Source organism: Pantoea leporis, assembly GCF_028048155.1.
Classification (GTDB): domain Bacteria; phylum Pseudomonadota; class Gammaproteobacteria; order Enterobacterales; family Enterobacteriaceae; genus Pantoea; species Pantoea leporis.
On the sequence record NZ_JALMEU010000001.1, the window covers coordinates 1,472,582 to 1,491,698 of the forward strand.

Genomic DNA, 19,117 nt, shown 5'->3' on the forward strand with positions numbered 1-19,117 from the left:
TTATAATGTCGAACATTTTCCCTCTGTCTCTGATTGCCGCCACTGTGTTTGTTTCCATGTCAGCCGTAGCGGCTCCGCCGCAAGGTTACCCTTCGGACTACCAAAGCGTGATTGATGCCGCCACCAAAGAGGGCAAAGTGGTGGTCTACTCCACCACCGACATCAAAGCCGCCGGACCGCTGGTCAAAGGCTTTGAGGCCACTTATCCCGGCATCAAAGTTGAATATAACGATATGAACAGCACCGAGCTGTACAACCGTTTTATCAGTGAACAAGCCTCGGGTGGCACCAGCGGCGATGTGGTGTGGAGCTCCTCAATGGATACCGGCCTGAAGCTGGCGACCGACTACGCGCAGGAGTACAAATCCCCTGAACTGGCGCAGCTGCCGACGTGGGCGGTGTGGAATAACAAGGCGTACGGCACCACCTACGAACCGGTGGTCTTTATCTACAACAAGCGCATGATCCCGGCCGGTGACGTGCCCGATTCGCACGCTGCGTTAGCCAAGCTGATCGCCAGCCAGACCGACAAATTCAAGAGCAAAGTCACCACCTACGATATTGAGAAATCGGGCCTCGGCTTCATGCTCTCAGTACAGGATGCCAAAGCCGACCCCAACTACTTCAAAACCCTGGCCGACGTGGCGAAAGGCGGTTTAGCCGTGCAGTCTTCCACCGGCACCATGATGGAAAGGGTTTCATCCGGCGAAAACCTGATTGGCTTTAACATTTTGGGTTCTTACGCCGAAGCGCGCGCCAAAACCGATCCGTCGCTGGGCATCGCTTATCCGAAGGATTACACGCTGGTGCTGTCACGCGTCTCGTTCATCAGCCAGCAAGCGCAACACAGCCATGCGGCTAAGCTGTGGCTCGATTACGTGCTGTCTGAAAAAGGGCAAAGCATTCTGGCCAATCAGGCCGACATCCCTTCCCTGCGCAACGATATTGAAGGCAAAAATGACATTGATGGCTTGACCAAAATGTTAGGTAACGCGCTGAAACCGATCCCGGTTGATGAAAGCCTGCTGGAATATCTGCAACCGAAAAAACGTCTGGATTACATCAAACAGTGGCGCACAGCCGCCGGTAAATAACGGCAGTACCGAAGCGCGGCCGCTGCGTCGCGCTTCTCTTTCTGTTATCTGATTCGCCATTCAGGGTCTCAATATGCGTGCATTGCAGAGAAAGTGGCAAAGCCTGCCGCGCGGCGTTGTGGTGCTGATAACCGCGCTGGTTATCTACGTTCCGCTGTCGTTTATCGTGATACAAAGTTTCTTGTCCGCCCCGTTCTTTTCGCCGTCGAAAGCGTGGAGCCTCGAGTCGTTTGAATTTATTTTCACCGATCCCGACTTCTATAAAGCGCTGCGCAGCGGATTTATTCTCGCCTTCGGGCTGGTGATCATCGCCATTCCGCTGGGCGGTATTCTGGCGTTTCTGATGGTGCGCACCGATCTGCCCGGCCGACGCATCATTGAGCCGCTGATCCTCGTGCCAATTTTTGTCTCGCCGATGGTACTCGGCTTTGGTTACGTGGTGGCGGCGGGCCCGGTGGGATTCTTCTCGCTGTGGGCACAATCGCTGTTCGGTTTTGTGCCGTGGAATATCTACGACATGTCGAGCATCGTAGTGATCGCCGGGCTAACGCACGTCCCGCACGCCTATCTGTATATCTCTTCTGCGCTGCGCAGCGTGGGATCGGATGTGGAAGAAGCGGCGCGTATTGCGGGCGCGACACCGCTGCAGGTGATGACGGCGGTGAGCTTACCGATGGTGCGTCCTTCGATGCTGTATGCCACCGTGCTGCTGTTCTTCCTCGGGCTGGAGGTGTTCGGCCTGATGCTGGTGCTGGGCGATCCCGAAGGCAACATGGTGTTGGCTACCTATCTCTACCAACTGACTAATAAACTCGGCACGCCTTCTTATCATCTGATGGCCGCCGTAGCGGTGGTGCTGATCTGTATCACCATTCCGCTGGTGATGCTGCAACGCCGCCTGATGCGCACCGCCAATCGCTTTGTCACCGTGAAAGGCAAAGCTTCGCAGGCGCGAGCGCTGCCGCTGGGCAAATGGCGCTGGGTGGCGGGCGCGGTTGTTGCCTTCTGGCTGACGGTGACCATTGGCGTGCCGCTGCTGGGCGTGGTACTGCGTGCGTTTATCTCAAACTGGGGCGTTGGCGTCTCGCTCTGGGATGAGCTGTCGATCAAAACTTTCCAGACCATCTGGGCGCAGCCTAACCTGTTGCGCGCCATCGTCAACTCGATGGCGATTGGGGTAATTGGCGGCGCGCTGGCGGTGGTGTGTTATCTGTTTATCGGTATCGCCATGCACCGCAAACCCGATAACACCACGCGCTTCCTCGACTACAGCGTGCTGGTGCCGCGTGCGGTGCCGGGCTTGCTGGCAGGCCTGGCGTTTCTCTGGGTGTTCCTGTTCCTGCCGATGTGGCTGGATAACTCGCTCAAATCGGGCTGGCTGTCTGATTTCGTCTGGTCGCAGTGGCTGCGCGATAACCTGATCGTCTGGCTGCGGTCACTGCGCAGCACCATCTTCAGCGTCTGGCTGGCGTATACCGTGGTGTGGATGGCGTATGGCCTGCGCCTGATCTCCTCCACGCTGCTGCAGGTTGGGCCGGAACTGGAAGAAGCGGCGCGCAGCACCGGCGCCACGCGCGGACAGATCACGCGTCACGTCACCATTCCGTTATCCCGTTACGGCCTGATTGGCTCATGGCTGCTGATGTTCCTGATTTTCGAGCGCGAATATTCCACCGGCGTGTACCTGCTTTCGCCCGGCACGGAAACCATCGGCTCCATGCTGGTTTCCCTGTGGGCGGCGGGCGCGATAGATATCGTCGCCGCACTCTCGTTTATTAACATCCTGCTGGTCGTGGTCGGTTTGGGTATTGCCTTGCGATTTGGAGTCAAATTACATGATTGAATTATCGGTCGAGAACCTGCACTTAACTTACGGCGACAATCCGGTGCTGAAAGGCGTGTCGATGAACTTGCAGCGCGGCGAAGTGGTTTCTCTGCTTGGTCCGTCCGGCAGCGGCAAAACCACGCTGCTGCGTGCGGTCGCCGGACTGGAGAAGCCAACGCAAGGCACGATTGTGATTGGCAACAACACGGTTTACGCCGGCACGCCGCGCAGTGAGATCCCAGCGGAAGAACGTAATCTGGGGTTGGTGTTCCAGTCCTACGCCTTGTGGCCGCACAAAACCGTGTTCGAGAACGTGGCGTATCCGTTAAAGCTGCGCAAAGTAGCGGCGGCGGAGATCACCCAACGCGTGCAGGATGTGTTGGTGCAGTTGGGGTTAGGCCACCTTGGTAAACGCCATCCGCACCAGCTTTCTGGCGGTCAGCAGCAGCGCGTGGCAATTGGTCGTGCGCTGGTCTACAACCCGCCGGTGATCCTGCTGGATGAGCCGTTGTCGAATCTGGATGCCAAGCTGCGCGAAGAGGCGCGCGTGTTCCTGCGTGAGCTGATCATCAAACTGGGCTTGTCGGCGCTGATGGTGACACACGACCAGAATGAGGCGATGGCGATTTCCGACCGTATTTTGCTGCTCAATAACGGCAAAATCGAACAGCAAGGCACACCGCAGGAGATGTACGGCTCACCGAAAACCCTGTTCACCGCCGAGTTTATGGGCAGCAACAATCGGCTGCACGGCAAAATCACCGAGCTGCGCGACGGCAAAGCGCGCATCGAGGGCAAAGGCTGGGCGTTGTGGGGATTGGCGGGCGCAGGCGTGCAAAACGGCCAGGAAGCCACGGCGGTGATCCGCGTCGAGCGGGTGAAACTGGTCGAGGGGCCGGGCGAAAATCAGCTGGAACTGCCGCTGCTCACCAGCATGTATCTGGGCGATCGTTGGGAATATTTGTTCCGCACCCGAGGCGATGATTTTGTCATTCGCGCTTATGGCAGCGAGGTGCGCGATCCGCAACATTGCCATCTGGCATTGCCGGAAAACCATGTGTGGATTTTCCCGAAAGGGTGATGTTTATGGAGGCGGCCAGCTGCCTCCTTTCTTCACTGATAATCCTCATTAAAAATAAATTTTTTAAAACAGAATAAACAGCGACACATCACCTCCTGCTATTAAATACGCCGCTCAATAATTAAATTCTTTCTGTACTTATTTTATTCAAGACATGTCTTAGCCGGTTTTTTGCCGCATCTTTCATATTCTCTCTGCCATCAAGTTATATCCCCATCCCTTAACCATCCCGCGTGCGAATCATCGTGTTATTGCGGCGTGATGTATTTTTACAGGCAGAGAGTCAAAATGAATAAAAATTATCGGGTTATCTGGAACCACAGCCAGGGTAATTATGTTGTCACCTCCGAGCTGGCACGCGGTAAAGTGAAATCATCCCGCTCCAGCACAGCACGTCGCCTCACCGCAGGCTGCGTGGCGACGGCCTTCATGGCGGTTGCCAGCGTCGGGATTATCCAGCCAGCGCTGGCCGCCCCCGCCTACGGTGAATATGCTTCTGGCGCAGGCAATATTATTGATATTCAGGATAAGGACGTAGCCACCAATGATGACAATGCGCACGCCTTATTTATTGAAAAAGGCGCCACCGCGCACAGCAATAATGTGAACTTCACGACCAGCGGTAAAAAAGCGTATGGAGTTTATGTTAATGGTGCCGGATCAAGTATTGATGTCACGGGTGGTACAATTACCACTACAGGTCCACAGGGATATGGTTTAGCGGCTGGCAATGGCGGCAAGTTAATGGCTAGCGATATTACCCTGAATACTTCCGGCGTGGGCGTTTACGCCGATAGATCCAACATTCTGGCCAAGAACCTGAGCGTACAGGCCAACGCCTATGGCGTTTACGGTTTGGGTGCAGGTACCGAGCTTGTCATTGCCGACAGCAATGTAAACGTGAATGGTAATGGAGCCTACGCGCTGCTGGCTGAAAATGGCGGCAACGTTACCAGCACCAACAGTCATTACACCACGTCAGGTAGCAGCGTTTACGGCGCATGGGCAAACAAGGGATCTGAACTCACCATTATCGGTGGCAGCATTACCAATACCGGAAAAGAAAGCATCGGTATTTTCGCCAAAAGCGGTGGCGTAGTAAATGTTGATGGCGTGACCGTCGTGTCTACCAGTCAGGGCATCAATAGCTACAGCTCAGCCGTGGCAAATGTGGCCAACAGTCATGTCACCGTTACGGATAAAGGGGCGTACGGATTACTGGCTGAAAACGGCGGAAAGACGACCAGCATCGATAGCCACTATATTACGACGGGCGACAGTGCCTATGGTGCGTGGGTCAATACCGGTTCGGAACTGAATATTTTTGGTGGGAGCATCACTACAACAGGAAAAAACAGCACCGGCATGTTTGCGAAAAACGGTGGCGTCCTGAATGCTGAAAATATACAGATTGATGCAAGAGGAAATGGAGCCTGGGCGACAAATGAGGGCTCCCGGATAAATGTCAATAACAGTACAATTTCTTCCGGGGCTTATAATGGCGGCTCAATAACTGCCCGTAATAAAGGATTTGCAACCGTTCGTAACAGTAAATTGATTGCCGTTGATAGAGCTTCTGCTGGTCTTTATGCCGATGATTCAGGGCAAGTTGAAGCAGAAAATGTAGATATTGACATCCTGGGTGGTGGATACGGAATACACTTAGATTATAGTGGAAAAACAAATTTAAAAAAATCAAAAATAAACAGTAACAGCGGTGGCACTGCATTTTATGTTGAAAGTGGCTCCGTATTAACGGCTGACAATGTTTTTGCAGAAATGGATAACACTAATAACCCAGAAAAACTAGTTACTGCTATAAACATCTCTAACTCTTATTTAAGCTCCGCTGACCCTACGGCTAACATTAATAATTCATTTTTACATATCAAAGGAAATAACGCCGCTGGAATTGTGACTGAATATACTAAAGGTGAAGTCAACCTCAATAACACAATCTTGACGGTAGATAATGGGCCTGCAATCGTCGCTTATAACCAAGCCTTAACGACGGTGAATCTTGACAACAGCCTGTTGTCCGGTACAACGCTGCTCGAAAGCGGGTTTGCACCGAATGGCGGTGATGCAGGAGGAGACGTGCGCGGCATTGCGGTTAACGCCAGCAATTATTCTCAGCTTCAGGGCGATGCCAATATTGATCGCAGCAAAACGCAGGCCAGCAGCGTCAGCCTGGATTCCGGTTCGCGCTGGCAGGGCGCCGCGCATGATTTGCAGGATCTCAGCTTAGCGGGTAGCAGCCAGTGGAACATGACCGGCACTTCCACCGTGGACAACCTGACGGCCAAAGACAGCACCATCATCTTCGATCACAGTGCAGGCGATTTCCACACCTTAACCGTTAAGGGCGACTACCACGCTGACAACGCCAAACTGATGATGAACCTTGCGCTGGCGGGTGACGACGCGGCTAGCGATAAATTGCATATCGCCGGCAACGCCAGCGGCACTACCAAAGTTCAGGTGCACAATGCGGGCGGTAAAGGTGCTGCCACGCTGGAGGGCATTGAGTTGATTCGCGTTGAGGGCACACAAAACGGTGAGTTCCTGCAGGATGGTCGCATTGTCGCAGGCGCGTGGGATTATGCGTTGGTGCAGGATACAAACGGCAAGTGGCGCCTGGTTAGCGATTCTGTTCCCGTTGATCCAACGCCTGTCGATCCTATTAAAGACGAGGGCGGTGATACGGGTACCGTCATTGCACCGGAGGTGCCGCAACCGAAACGTACCCCGCGTGCTCGTCCGGAAGTCGGCAGCTATATTGCTAACCTTGCGGCGGCCAGCAACCTGTTTACCCTGAGCGCAGCCGATCGTCCGGGCGTGACAGAATACCGTGATGCGCTGACCGGCAAAGTGGAAAAAACCACGCTGTGGCTGCGCAACGAAGGCGCGCACGGGCGCTTCAGTGACAGCACCGCGCAGCTGAAAAGCATCACCAACAGCTACATGACGCAGCTGGGTGGCGACATCGCACAATGGAGTTTGAATGGCAGCGACCGTTTCAGCCTCGGCGTGATGGCGGGTTACGGCAACGCCAAAAGCAATACGCTGTCGAAAACCACCGGCTACAGCGCCAAAGGCCAGGTTAACGGCTACAGCGGCGGTATCTATGCCGGCTGGCAGCAGGACAGCCAGACGCGCAGCGGCGCCTTTGTCGACAGCTGGCTGGCCTACAACACCTTCAATAACAGCGTAAAAGGTGAAGGTCTCGGTCAGGAAAGCTACAAGTCGAAGGGGATGACAGCGTCACTGGAAGGCGGCTACAGCTTCGCCTTCGGCGAGCAGCAGCAGTATCGCCTGCAGCCGAAAGCGCAGGCGGTGTGGATGGGCGTAAAAACCGGCGATTATACCGAGCAGAACGGCACCCGCGTCAGCGCCACCGGCAAAAATAACGTGCAAACCCGCACCGGCGTTCGGGCAACCATGCACACCGCCACCGCGCAGCCTTACGCTGAAGTGAACTGGCTGCATAACACGCAGCGCTTCGGCAGCAAACTGGATGGCGTGAAGATTGAGCAGGCGGGTGCGCGCAACATCGGCGAAGTGAAACTGGGTCTTGAAGTGAATCCGAGCCAGCACGTCGGCATCTGGGGCGGCATCGCGCAACAGGTTGGCGGTAAAGGCTTCAGCGATTCCAGCGCCACGCTGGGCGTCAAAGTCAGTTTTTGATAGCGCAATCGGCCTCTTTTAATCAGAGCATCGCTGGAAACAGCGGTGCTTTTTTTATGGCCAGAGCTCTTTCCCCACAAACAAAAAAAGGCGAGGCCAAAGGCCTCGCCAAACAGGTGCTGGACCTCAATCGTAATAAGGAAGTTTACGATCGACACCGTTAATGTTGACCAGCACAAAGCCCGTAGGCGCGGTTTTGTTGGTCGGCGTACCGGCCGCCGTCGCGACCGTCAGCACCCCTTTCTCGTTCGCGCCAATACCGGCCAAACCGTTATGCAGCCCGAAACGCGCCGCCGGTTTGAAACCGCCCAGTTTGGTGGTATCGGTCACGACCGAGAAGTCCTGCTGGAACAGCGAGCAGGAACCGGTATCGAAACGCGTAGGGCCGGTGCATTTCAGGTTCATCATGGTGTCACCGCTGTTGGCGCGCAGTTTTACCCACACCGCCGCATAGGTAGTGCCGACGCGGCTGTAGCGGATATCCAGCACCGCAGGTTGTCCCATGTGATAGGCATCAGCCCACACCGTTTCCAGACGCTGCAGATTGACCCAGGTTTTCCCGGTCGCCGCCACGTTGACCGGTGAGCCGGCAGTGCCCGTTGGCTGAGTGGCATCCGCTTTACCAATAAACTCCATTACCCACTGCTGGTTAGCGTTCGGGAAGAACAGCTGCCCGACGCGATACCAGTTATCGGTATCGGTGTTATTAGTAATTTTGTAGCCGCTGAAGTAGCCCGCGCGCAGCGATCCGGTCATAAAGGTGCCGTAGTTCTCGTCGCGACGGTAGCCATACTCAAAGGTGGATAACCAACGTCCAGCCACCGCATCCAGGCTGAGTTTTGCGCCGGATTGCAGATTGAGCTGACGGATCACCACGCGCGCATTGTTGAGATTCAACGGCGTACCGCAATCCTCAATGTTCAGCGTATCCACCGTCCAGCCGCCGTCAGAGAGATCGCCCGGATTACGTGTGTGCTCAATCCACACGTTGCGAATAATTCCCTGCGTCACGCGCGGCATGTAGAGCGTGGCGTCGCCATAACCGGTCTGGAAGTTACAGTTACACAGCTCAATCGCCGTGGAGTGATCCCACGCGCCTTTTGGCGAGTTTGACCAGCCGACATCAAACACGCGTCCGTAGGTATACAGGGTGTAAATCTGGTCGAATTTACTGTCGAGGGTATCCAGCACTTTAATCACCGTACCGCCGTTATTCTGCGCGCGGAAACAGTAGATATTGACGGTGGTGCCTTCGATACAGGTGTTTTCGAAGAACGGCTGCACGTTGCTGCACATGTCGGCAGTGATGGTGCTTTTGTTGGTGGTGATATCGGCGGATGCCTGGCCGTTCCACGCAATACCGCGGATTGAGGTACGACGCGCCTTCACCTTGAACACCGTGTTGGCGCTTTTGTCGGAAATGATGGTGGTGCGCGGCAGCGAACCCAGCTCAACATCATCCCCCTGCAAACCGAAGAAGGCGCGCTCGGTACCGCTGATGTCGATGGGGCTAATCAGGAATCGACCGCCTGGAAAACGCACCGGTAATGCGGTGATGTTGCCTGAGTAGCTTTGCGTCCACGCCAGCATACGGTTAAACGCCTCGGTATCGTTGGCGTAACCGTCGCCTTTGGCACCGAAGTGATAAACGTTGATTTCGGTGGGATCGTTAATCACGCGTTTCCAGTAAAAACCGTTACCGATCACCAGCGTACCGCCATCTTCTACCGCCGTGGTGGTGCCGATAAAACCGGTAAAATCACCGCCACCGTGGAAGGTGGAGTCCGCGTTGTAACGACGTAAGAATGCCAAATCGCCGTTTTTGGTCGGTACAGTGGTGCGCAGTTCTGCATAAGAGTTAACTTCGATCATCATAGCCTCCTCGGCTTTTCGGGTAGGTAATGCAAATGCATGAGAGCAACGTTACTGAGCCGGTTGGCCGCAGTGCTGATCCCAAAGATCGTTGTGGTTGTTGATGGCGCGCACGGTGCGAACGTCCATGCGCTCGGCGTCATTGCCGTGGGTGTAAATCGGGGAAAACAGGGTACAGGCTGAGTCGATGACGACGGGAGATTCAGGGCTGGTGGTACTTCGATTGCTGCAACTTGTCACGAGCAGCAGCGTCATCAAGATTAAGGTTGCTGGCTTCCACACGTTTGGCCTCCTCGCGCAGCAGTTGCTGCTGTTGGTTAACCGCTACCGCTTGCGCCGCGGCTTTATCGGCGCGCTCGACGGCGGCCTGGGATGCTTGCTGCACCTTGCCGATTTTCTTGCCACCGAAGTAGCTGGCAACCAGCGCGGCGATGACGCCCGCCAGCGCGGCAACCCAGTGCCAGCTGCCGCCGAACAATGTCATGAGCAATGTCATACTTTTTCCTCCATCGCATTTTTCTGCTGGTTGAGGCCTTTCTGGCGGATGAATTGGGCAATCACGCCCATCGCCACCATAAAGGCGCCAATCAGCCCCAGATAGTTGTGCGGCAGAATCGCTTTCACGTCGGGCGGCATGCTGTTCCAGGCATCAAGCGCAGCGGTGGGAAATGATTGCACCCACGCGCTGAGCATCGAACCGAGCGACGCCAGCCATACCGACCAGGTTTTGAATAACAGCCGCGCATGTTTCACGAACTCCAGCGTGGTGAAGCGCTGCATCACCAACACCACCACAATCACTGCCAGCACCGCGGTGACAAAAATCAGCAGTTTCAGATTCATAGCAGCCCCCGATAGATGTCGTAGGTGCCGCTGCGCATCACTTCGGCATGGCGCCGTGCGCGACCCGACGTTTGTCTTGCCCACAGGCTGTCGAGCATGGCGTTGGCCGCGCTGTTGAAATCGCCCTGCGTGATGGCGGTGAGCATGCCGCGAAACATCGCCAGCCCATCCACCCCCAGCTGATATCCCATGCTGATCAGCACATCGCTGCGCGCCTCATTGCATTTGGCCAGCGCCTGCTGCACCAGCGCACGCTGATGCATCTGCTGCACCTTGCCCTCGACAATGCACTGCTTCCACACATCGCCGACGGGACGCGGCACCTGGAAGATGTAGTTGCTAAGCGATGCCCCTTTGGGGCCGATGCGAATGCCGCCAGCGACCGTGGGGAAACCCAGCGAGTCGAGGTAAGGCGCTTCGCGGTAACCCTCTTCGAAATTCAGGATGGCAATAATCTGGCTCATAGAAATTCCTCTTTGACGGGGCGCAACAGCCTGAAAATGGCTGCGCAAAACGGCAAAAAACATAAATCCTGCTGATCGTTTACGACATTGAGCGCGTTTTCATATAAGCGAAACGCTCAAGAATGGTTAAACAGTGAGCAACAATGGAACGTTCCGTTTAAAACTGGGGAAAGTGATGCAGGGTTAACGCACGGCATACAAATAGACGTGGGGCAGACAGCAGTTATCAAAGCTGGGTTGTGCCTGCTGAACACGAACGGGCGCTAGCACGGCGCTGTCAACGCGCGACAGCGTCTGGCGCTGGCAGATGCGTTCAGCAGTGCGCAAGGTGACGTTTTCGTATTCGATGCCGAGTGCGCTGTCGATGCTGCGCTTAAGGCTGAGGGACTGGCGTCGCCGATGGCGGCGCGTGCGTGCATTGCCTGAAAATACTGACTTTCCGTACTGGATAATCGCCATAACTCCTCCTGTTAATGAGTCTTTGGCGATGGGGTGGCAGGCACGGCAATTCGGCTGAGGCCGACGCGTTCGTTATTCCTCTGGAAAATACCCGACGTCAACTTACCCGGCTGCTTTCGCGGCCAGGGTGAAGTAGAGGAGAGTGAAAATCAGAGGGCAACTGACAACGCTGCAAAGTGCGTATCCACCCCATCCCAAAGTTCACTAACTTTGGATGGTATGTATCGCGCTTGTGCAGCGCCTCAATTGTTTAAGAGCGGGCTCATCCGTGAGCAGGTATGTTGTCCATCCATGCTCAAATTATTAACAGGTTCTAATGCATTGGCAAACACCAATGGTTAATTTTTTATTTACCGTCAGTTAAATTAATGATTTCAGCCAAAATATTTTTTTGCCGCAATCTGACGTTTTGTGATCAGCCCAGGATTTGATAATCCCGCGCCTGGCTCATGATCACCCGCGCCACCACTTGCAGCGTCCTGGCTTCTTCCAGCGTGAGGTACCAGGTTTCATAGCGCTTGTTATCGGAGATTACCGCGACCTTTTTGTGCTGAAGTTGCAGGCGTTTGAGATAGAGCTGATCGTCAAGCGTGAACAGGTAAATGCCATCGCCATCGAAGCGATGCACGCTGATATCGACAAACAGCTGATCGCGCGGCGCAAAGGTGCCGGCCATCGAATCGCTGTTCAGCGCGATGAGGCGAATATTTTCCGCCGGGCGGCCATTAAACAGCACCCGCGCCTCTTCCAGCCCATATTCAATGGCTTGAATGGTTTCCACCAGTTCATCGCGCGAGGAGCCGCTGCGCACACCGTGCTGGCCAATATCCAGACTCTCCACGCGAAACAGATGTTTTGGGTTCACCAGACTGCGCTGCGTCAGCAAGGCGGCCGGTTTTTCCATGCCAAATTGCAGCCACTCCACGCGCACGTCGAGTAACTGGCTGAGCGCCAGTAAATTATTATCATCGGGGATCGATTGCCCGTTAAACCATTTCCACACCCCCGGCGTTGAGATCTTGCATCCCCTCTCTTGCAGAGCCAGCGCAACCTGTTTATTCCGTCCATGTCCGACAATTCCCGCGCTTTCGCATGCGGCAATCAGCCTGGCAGTGAATGCTTGTCTCGTACTTTCTTTTTTAACCATCAGTTAATAATCTGCCTTCAGTAAAAGACTGAATGTTATTTTCATTTTTGCTACCAGTTCATTTTATATTACCGGCAGTTTACTACCCAACCGCTTTTATCAATGAAGCTGGACAATCATTATCCCCTTCGGTTAGGGCGAAACCAGTGTTCAGTGCCATATCGCTTGTTCTGACAGGGGTTTTCAGGATTGTTCTGTAGCAATAAGACCAGCATCTAAAGGAAAAAATGGGTGAAAAGCCGCGAGCCCGCCATAGATGACAGAAATAAATCAAAAAGCTCTTGGAATAACTGGATCGAAAGCGAAAAAAATGGGCACCGTTTTCGGTGCCCATTATCATGCAGGAGCGAACATTAGCGACGTAGCGTATCGTCGCCCCACCCTATCCATTTGTAGGTGGTCAGCGCTTCAAGTCCCATTGGACCACGCGCGTGCAGCTTCTGCGTACTGACCGCCACTTCGGCGCCGAGGCCAAACTGGCCGCCGTCAGTGAAGCGTGTGCTGGCGTTAACGTATACCGCCGATGAGTCAACCTGGTTGACGAAGCGATTGGCGTTGCCAATGCTGCGCGTCAGAATGCCATCAGAGTGCTGCGTGCCGTGCTCACGGATATGCGCGATGGCTTCATCAATATCCGACACCAGCTTGACGTTCAGATCGTTGGACAACCATTCGTCATCATAATTTTCCGCTTGCACCGCCACCACCTCGGCAGCACCGTTTTGCAGCAGCGCCAGCACATTTTCGTCGGCGTGCAGCGCAATCTTCTCTTGCGCCATACGTTGCAGGAATGCCGGAATGAAGGTGTCCGCCTGATCGCGATGGATCAGCAGGGTTTCCAGCGAGTTGCAGGCGCTTGGCCGCTGCTTCTTGGCATTGACGATCACCTCCAGCGCGGCCTCGGTCTCCATGGTTTCATCGAGATAGAGATGGCACACGCCGATGCCGCCGGTAATCACCGGAATGGTGGAGTTTTCACGGCACAGCTTGTGCAAACCTGCTCCGCCGCGTGGGATCAGCATATCGACGTAGCGATCGAGCTTCAGCAGTTGATTCACCAGTTCACGATCCGGGTTTTCAATCGCCTGCACCGCGCCTGCTGGTAAACCGTGCTGGGTCAGCGCATTTTGGATCACGCGCACGGTGGCGGCGTTGGTGCGATAAGTCTCTTTGCCGCCGCGCAGAATCGCCGCGTTGCCGGTTTTCAGGCACAGCGATGCCACATCAACAGTGACATTAGGACGCGCTTCATAAATCACGCCAACCACACCCAGCGGCACGCGACGACGTTCAATGCGCAGGCCGCTATCAAGCTGGCCGCCATCCATCAATTGCCCCACCGGATCGGCCAGGCGACACACCTGACGCACATCATCGGCAATGCCTTTCAGACGCTGCGGGTTGAGTGTCAGGCGATCGAGCAGCGCTTCGCTCATGCCATTTTGGCGTGCATCCGCCAAATCCTGCTCGTTCGCCGCCAGGATGTCCGCGCTTTCCGCTTCCAGACGATCGGCGATGGTGAGCAGCACCTGATTTTTTTGTTCGGTGGAGAGTTCTGCCAGTTTGTACGACGCAGCGCGCGCCGCTTTACCCATCTCTTCTAACATTATCTGCTCCTTAACTGACGATCATATCGTCGCGGTGCACCGCTACCGGGCCATATTCGTAACCGAGGATCTCGCCGATTTCCTGGCTGTGATGACCGGCAATCATGCGCATGGCATCGCTGTTATAGCGCGTGACGCCGTGGGCGATATCGCGCCCTTGCAGGTTGCGAATGCGGATCACTTCACCGCGCGAGAAGTTGCCCTGCACGTCACGGATGCCTTTTGGCAGCAGCGAACTGCCGCGCTCCAGCATCGCGGCCAGCGCACCATCATCGATGGTGATTTCGCCCGCCGGCGGTGCGCCGAAGATCCAGCGCTTGCGGTTTTCCAGTGGCGACTGCTGCGCGTGGAAACGCGTACCGACCGGTTTGCCATACAGCACATCACTGATCACGTCCGGACGACTGCCGGCGGCGATGATCACATCGATCCCTGCGCGACAAGCGACGTCCGCCGCCTGCAGCTTGGTCGCCATGCCGCCGGTTCCCAGGCCCGACACGCTGCCGCCCGCGAGGGTGCGTAATGCATCATCGATCTGGTGCACGTCGCTGATCAACTCCGCTTCCGGATTGGTACGCGGATCGGCGGTGAACAACCCTTGCTGATCGGTCAGCAGCAGCAGTTTATCCGCGCCGCCTAGTATCGCCGCCAGCGCCGACAGATTGTCGTTGTCGCCCACTTTAATTTCAGCGGTGGCCACCGCATCGTTCTCGTTAATCACCGGCACGATGTGGTTGTCGAGCAGCGCGCGCAGCATGTCACGCGCATAAAGGAAACGTTCACGGTCTTCCATATCAGCGCGCGTCAGCAGCATCTGCCCGATGTGAATGCCATAAATCGAAAACAGTTGTTCCCACAGCTGGATCAAACGGCTCTGCCCCACCGCAGCCAACAGCTGCTTTGAGGCGATGGTAGGCGGCAGTTCGGGGTAACCAAGGTGTTCGCGTCCGGCGGCAATGGCGCCAGAGGTAACGATAACAATGCGATGGCCCGCGGCGTGCAACTGCGCACACTGACGAACCAACTCCACCATGTGCGCCCGATTCAACCGACGTGAACCGCCGGTGAGGACGCTAGTACCCAACTTGACCACAAGGGTCTGACTGCCACTCATGTTTTTCCTGCCATGTAAGAAAAAAATCTGCGAAGGGACGTTTTATCAGGAGTGAGCAAGGAAGCCAACAACAGCAAGGGGAAAAGCACAAAAATCCCCTGACAATGCGGTAGACCAAAAGTTCGCGATTAACAAGAAAGCCGAAAAACTGTCATAAAACGTTCATCACCAACCGGTAAAAAGTCGGTGTTTTACAAAACCTTTCACGGGTACAACAAATTTTACTCATTGGGATTGATAGCAAAATGAAGAAGAGCACACTGGCATTAGTTGTATCAGCGCTGGCACTGGCTTCCACCGCAAACGCCGCAGAAGTGTATAACAAAGACGGTAATAAACTGGACTTCTACGGCCGTGTTAAAGCTGAACACTACTTCAGCGATAACGCGTCAAGCGACGGCGACAAATCTTACGTGCGTATCGGTTTCAAAGGCCAGACGCAGATTAATGACCTGATGACCGGTTACGGTCAGTGGGAATATCAGTACAACGCGAATAATTCTGAAGGTTCTGATGCCAACGCAGGCAACAAAACCCGTCTGGGCTTTGCTGGTCTGAAATTCGGCCAATACGGTTCATTCGACTACGGTCGTAACTACGGCGTGTTGTATGACGTCGAGGCCTGGACTGACGTATTCCCAGAGTTCGGCGGTGACGGTACAGCGCGTACCGATAACTTCATGACTGCGCGTGCAACTGGCGTAGCCACTTACCGCAACAGCAACTTCTTTGGCCTGGTTGATGGCCTGCGCTTCGCGCTGCAATATCAGGGCAAAAACGACGCCACCAGCGCTAACGCCCGTGGCAGCATCACCGATACTTCTCGTCAGAACGGCGACGGTTACGGTGCATCACTGGGTTACACCATCGCTGACACCGGCATCAGCCTGATGTCGGCCATCACCTCTTCAGACCGTACTAACCAGCAGCAGCTGCAGGCGCTGGGTAGCGGTGATAAAGCGGAATCATGGGGCGCCGGTATCAAGTACGATGCGAACAGCATCTACCTGGCTTCTATCTACACCGAAACCCGCAACATGACGCCAATCGGCACCCGCGGTTTTGCTAACAAAGCGCAGAACTTCGAAGTGGTAGCGCAGTATCAGTTCGACTTCGGCCTGCGTCCGTCCCTCGGCTATATCCAGACCAAAGGCAAAGACATCGAAGGGATCGGTGACGAGGATCTGGTTAAATACATCGACGTGGGCATGACTTACTACTTCAACAAAAACATGTCGACCTTTGTGGATTACAAAATCAACCAGCTGGATGACAACAACAAGCTGAACCTGAACAACGATGACGTTGTGGCCGTTGGCTTAACTTACCAATTCTGATTGAGCTCTACCCTCGTTGTGTCTATAAAAAAAGAGCCGGCTCATCACCGGCTCTTTCCTTTTTAAACCCTTAAAAGTCTATCAGGCGCTCAGTTTCACTGGCTCTTCTTTAAAGCCTTCCGCCGGGCGCAGATCGAGTTTCTGTTCCAGCAGCATCGCTTTCAGACGCTCATGGAAATTACGCAGCGTGCTTTCCACTTTGGCATTGTTCTCTTTGCCTTTGATGGTCGCAGCGCCCCAATCACCCGCTTTATCAAACAGGCCAAAATGATATTCGTATGTGAAGTGATCTTCATAGGCTTCCAGCGTCATCCACCAGCCCCAAAACTCACGCAGCTCAGGTGCAGGCTTGACGTTGACACACGCTGCCAGGCAATCGAAGAAGAAGCGTGTCTCTTCACATTTGCCTTCACGGATATACGGCCCCAATTCGGTGAAGCGCTTAAGCAGGCGACTACGGGGGTGACCACTCGGTAATGTCATCTCTTTTCCCTTAACCCTTTAAATTGCACTTCCAGCTTTCCATTAACATAAAAATGGAAAATCCCGGATATAAGTAGTAGCAGAGTTCAGAGATTTCGCCAGTTAGCCTTTCAACTGTTTTTCCAGCCAGTCACAAATTTGATTGAGCGCTTTGTCAAAACTGGCAAAAACCGGCTTGGCGGGAATCGCCAGCGTCTTGCCCTGCGACGAGGAGTTGGCGATCAACTGCGCGTCTGTTTCCGGACCGAAAATATCATCCGGCCAATAAGCCGCCAGCATCGGCGTTGGCGTGCGGCGGCCGAGTAAGCCTTGCACCTTCAACGAGTAGCGGTTGAGTTCAGTACGCAGATTGCTGTCGGAAGTTGAGGACATACCGAGACGGCTCGCCAGCATATCCATGTACATATCCGGCAGCTGTTGCTGCTGTTGCGCATCCACAAACACGCTGTGCACCATGGCTCCCAGCGTCGCTACCGCGCGTACTCGCGGCACTTCCAGATAGGCCAGACGTGTCGCCACGTTGGCACCGAAGCGGTAGCCCAGCAGCGCCACGCGGGTGTGATCGATCCACGGCACATTGCTCAGTTCACGCAGCACCTGCTGATGCACCTGGCTGGTGTCCTGATTCAGCATCCATTTGCTGCTGAATCCTACCGATGGCATATCCAGCGTCAGCATGGCGATGCCGCGCGGCGCGAGATAGTCGTGGAACAGGCGATAGTGATCGCTCTGCAGCGAATCAAGGCCGCCGCACAGCAGCACGGTGGGATACGGCGCTTCGGCCTGCGCCGGCATGTGCAGGAATCCCGTCACCGGACTGCCGCCGCTCATTGGGAAGGTCAGGGATTTTAGTTCGCCCGGCAGACGCTGCGTGGCCTCTTCGTAGGCGCGATTGGCCAGCACCTGCGCCTGATCGGCCAGCTCGTCGCCTTTGATGTAAGGGTAAGCCGCGAGGCTGAACAGATTGGCGGCGTGCAGCCAATGCTGACCTGCATCGTCATGGTTTTCGCTCTCTAACGCGCGCTGCTGCCAGATCGCCGCCTGCTTCGACCACTCGTAATTCCAGTTGCCGCCGCGATAGCCAATCACGGTATCGAGCAAGGCTTCATTGGTGCGTTCGAACTCGCTCACCGCGATACGCGCCAGCACTTCGCTGATCTCCTGCGGCGACAGACCGCGCCACGTCCACAGCAGCTTGTTCAGCATGCGATACCAGCCGCGCTGCGTATCCCCTTCGAGGGCGTTATGCACCTGCACGGCGGCATGATGCTGGCGATGCACTAATGAGGAGGTTTCCGGGTGTTTAAAACGCGGTTTGAACAGTTCTTCGCTCAGGTTTTTATCAGACATCTCAGCTATTCTCCTGCCAACAACGTGGCGATGGCTAAGAGTGTACTGCACCCGCCATACGCGCGCGAGGCGCAGAAAGCACAACGCCCGGCATAACCGGGCGTTGTTTGCGATGCATCAATTAGCTTTTGACGATTGGCGGGATGTAGACCACGCCCATGTCCCAGGGCTGCTCGATCCAGGTGTTCTGCGGGATATCGACAATGTAGTCGTCCACCAGCGCACGGCCAGCTGGCTTAGCGAAGATGGTGCAGAAACGCGCTTTAGGATACATGTCGCGGATCGCCTGCGCGGTGCCGCCGGTATCCACCAGGTCATCAATCACGATGAAGCCTTCACCGTCGCCTTCGGCACGCTTCAGCACTTTCATTTCGCGCTGATGATCGTGATCGTAGCTGGAGATGCACACGGTATCGACGTAGCGAATACCGAGTTCACGCGCCAGCAGCGATGCCGGAACCAGACCACCACGGCTCACCGCGATGATACCTTTCCACTGTTCCACAGGAAGCAGGCGCTGGGCCAGTTTACGGGCATGGATTTGCAACATGTCCCAGGTTACGACGTATTTTTCGCTCATATAAAGGAATCCCGGCCAAGAAACTTGGCTTAAAAAATATGCAAGGGGGAAAAGGTTGCGCGAGATTATAAGGATCTGACGCCTTAAAAACCAGCATCTGTCTTACTGGTTGCAGGTTTTTAGCGCGGCTGATTACGCACCCGGCGAGAAACAGTGATATTCTCAGGCCCATCA

Annotated in this window: 16 protein-coding genes; 5 read left to right on the top strand and 11 right to left on the bottom strand. The window is 55.0% G+C overall.

Annotated features, from left to right (window positions below; all coding sequences use genetic code 11):
• The first annotated feature begins 5 nt into the window (after window positions 1-5).
• The 4 genes from MWH02_RS06985 to MWH02_RS07000 all read left to right on the top strand — a co-directional run bounded on the left by MWH02_RS06985 (window position 6) and on the right by MWH02_RS07000 (window position 7,687).
• Window positions 6-1,094: an ABC transporter substrate-binding protein gene (locus MWH02_RS06985; RefSeq protein ID WP_101762504.1), complete on the top strand. Its 1,089-nt coding sequence runs from the start codon at window positions 6-8 to the stop codon at window positions 1,092-1,094.
• Window positions 1,095-1,167: 73 nt separating this feature from the next.
• Window positions 1,168-2,937 carry an ABC transporter permease gene (locus tag MWH02_RS06990; protein ID WP_110867794.1) on the top strand — a complete coding sequence of 590 codons (1,770 nt, stop codon included), beginning with the start codon at window positions 1,168-1,170 and terminating at the stop codon, window positions 2,935-2,937.
• Window positions 2,930-4,000 carry an ABC transporter ATP-binding protein gene (locus tag MWH02_RS06995; RefSeq protein WP_271460140.1) on the top strand — a complete coding sequence of 357 codons (1,071 nt, stop codon included), beginning with the start codon at window positions 2,930-2,932 and terminating at the stop codon, window positions 3,998-4,000. The genes MWH02_RS06990 and MWH02_RS06995 overlap by 8 nt, the downstream gene beginning before the upstream one ends.
• A 288-nt stretch (window positions 4,001-4,288) precedes the next feature.
• Window positions 4,289-7,687 carry an autotransporter outer membrane beta-barrel domain-containing protein gene (locus tag MWH02_RS07000; RefSeq protein ID WP_271460141.1) on the top strand — a complete coding sequence of 1,133 codons (3,399 nt, stop codon included), beginning with the start codon at window positions 4,289-4,291 and terminating at the stop codon, window positions 7,685-7,687.
• Window positions 7,688-7,813: 126 nt separating this feature from the next.
• Here the strand turns inward: MWH02_RS07000 and MWH02_RS07005 are convergent, their stop codons facing one another.
• From MWH02_RS07005 to proB, 8 genes are all read right to left on the bottom strand, one after another.
• A complete protein-coding gene (locus MWH02_RS07005; protein WP_110867796.1) occupies window positions 7,814-9,559 on the bottom strand; it encodes a putative phage tail protein in 1,746 nt (581 codons plus the stop codon).
• 202 nt (window positions 9,560-9,761) lie between these two features.
• Window positions 9,762-10,055 carry a hypothetical protein gene (locus MWH02_RS07010; protein ID WP_110867798.1) on the bottom strand — a complete coding sequence of 98 codons (294 nt, stop codon included), beginning with the start codon at window positions 10,053-10,055 and terminating at the stop codon, window positions 9,762-9,764.
• Window positions 10,052-10,402 (bottom strand): DUF7940 domain-containing protein, encoded by a 351-nt coding sequence (locus tag MWH02_RS07015; protein WP_101762510.1) that lies wholly within the window; start codon window positions 10,400-10,402, stop codon window positions 10,052-10,054. The genes MWH02_RS07010 and MWH02_RS07015 overlap by 4 nt, the downstream gene beginning before the upstream one ends.
• Window positions 10,399-10,866 carry a lysozyme family protein gene (locus tag MWH02_RS07020; protein WP_101762511.1) on the bottom strand — a complete coding sequence of 156 codons (468 nt, stop codon included), beginning with the start codon at window positions 10,864-10,866 and terminating at the stop codon, window positions 10,399-10,401. Before MWH02_RS07020 ends, MWH02_RS07015 begins: the two co-directional genes overlap by 4 nt.
• A gap of 183 nt (window positions 10,867-11,049) precedes the next feature.
• Window positions 11,050-11,325 carry a transcriptional antitermination N peptide gene (locus MWH02_RS07025; protein ID WP_110867800.1) on the bottom strand — a complete coding sequence of 92 codons (276 nt, stop codon included), beginning with the start codon at window positions 11,323-11,325 and terminating at the stop codon, window positions 11,050-11,052.
• Between the two features lie 415 nt (window positions 11,326-11,740).
• On the bottom strand, window positions 11,741-12,472 hold the full coding sequence (locus MWH02_RS07030; RefSeq protein ID WP_101762513.1) for a S24 family peptidase: 732 nt from the start codon (window positions 12,470-12,472) through the stop codon (window positions 11,741-11,743).
• A gap of 353 nt (window positions 12,473-12,825) precedes the next feature.
• Window positions 12,826-14,079: a glutamate-5-semialdehyde dehydrogenase gene (gene proA / locus MWH02_RS07035; RefSeq protein WP_101762514.1), complete on the bottom strand. Its 1,254-nt coding sequence runs from the start codon at window positions 14,077-14,079 to the stop codon at window positions 12,826-12,828.
• A gap of 10 nt (window positions 14,080-14,089) precedes the next feature.
• Window positions 14,090-15,193: a glutamate 5-kinase gene (proB, locus tag MWH02_RS07040; RefSeq protein ID WP_271460142.1), complete on the bottom strand. Its 1,104-nt coding sequence runs from the start codon at window positions 15,191-15,193 to the stop codon at window positions 14,090-14,092.
• A gap of 245 nt (window positions 15,194-15,438) precedes the next feature.
• Here proB and ompC point away from each other — a divergent pair, with 245 nt between their 5' ends.
• The gene (ompC, locus tag MWH02_RS07045) at window positions 15,439-16,530 is read left to right on the top strand and encodes a porin OmpC (protein WP_101762516.1); all 1,092 of its coding nucleotides are present in this window, start codon (window positions 15,439-15,441) and stop codon (window positions 16,528-16,530) included.
• A gap of 81 nt (window positions 16,531-16,611) precedes the next feature.
• Here ompC and crl read toward each other — a convergent pair whose 3' ends face one another.
• The 3 genes from crl to gpt all read right to left on the bottom strand — a co-directional run bounded on the left by crl (window position 16,612) and on the right by gpt (window position 18,943).
• A complete protein-coding gene (gene crl, locus MWH02_RS07050) occupies window positions 16,612-17,013 on the bottom strand; it encodes a sigma factor-binding protein Crl (protein ID WP_008108946.1) in 402 nt (133 codons plus the stop codon).
• A gap of 102 nt (window positions 17,014-17,115) precedes the next feature.
• The gene (frsA, locus tag MWH02_RS07055) at window positions 17,116-18,363 is read right to left on the bottom strand and encodes an esterase FrsA (protein ID WP_110867802.1); all 1,248 of its coding nucleotides are present in this window, start codon (window positions 18,361-18,363) and stop codon (window positions 17,116-17,118) included.
• A 121-nt stretch (window positions 18,364-18,484) separates the two neighbouring features.
• The gene (gpt, locus tag MWH02_RS07060; protein ID WP_007887137.1) at window positions 18,485-18,943 is read right to left on the bottom strand and encodes a xanthine phosphoribosyltransferase; all 459 of its coding nucleotides are present in this window, start codon (window positions 18,941-18,943) and stop codon (window positions 18,485-18,487) included.
• Window positions 18,944-19,117: the final 174 nt, after the last annotated feature.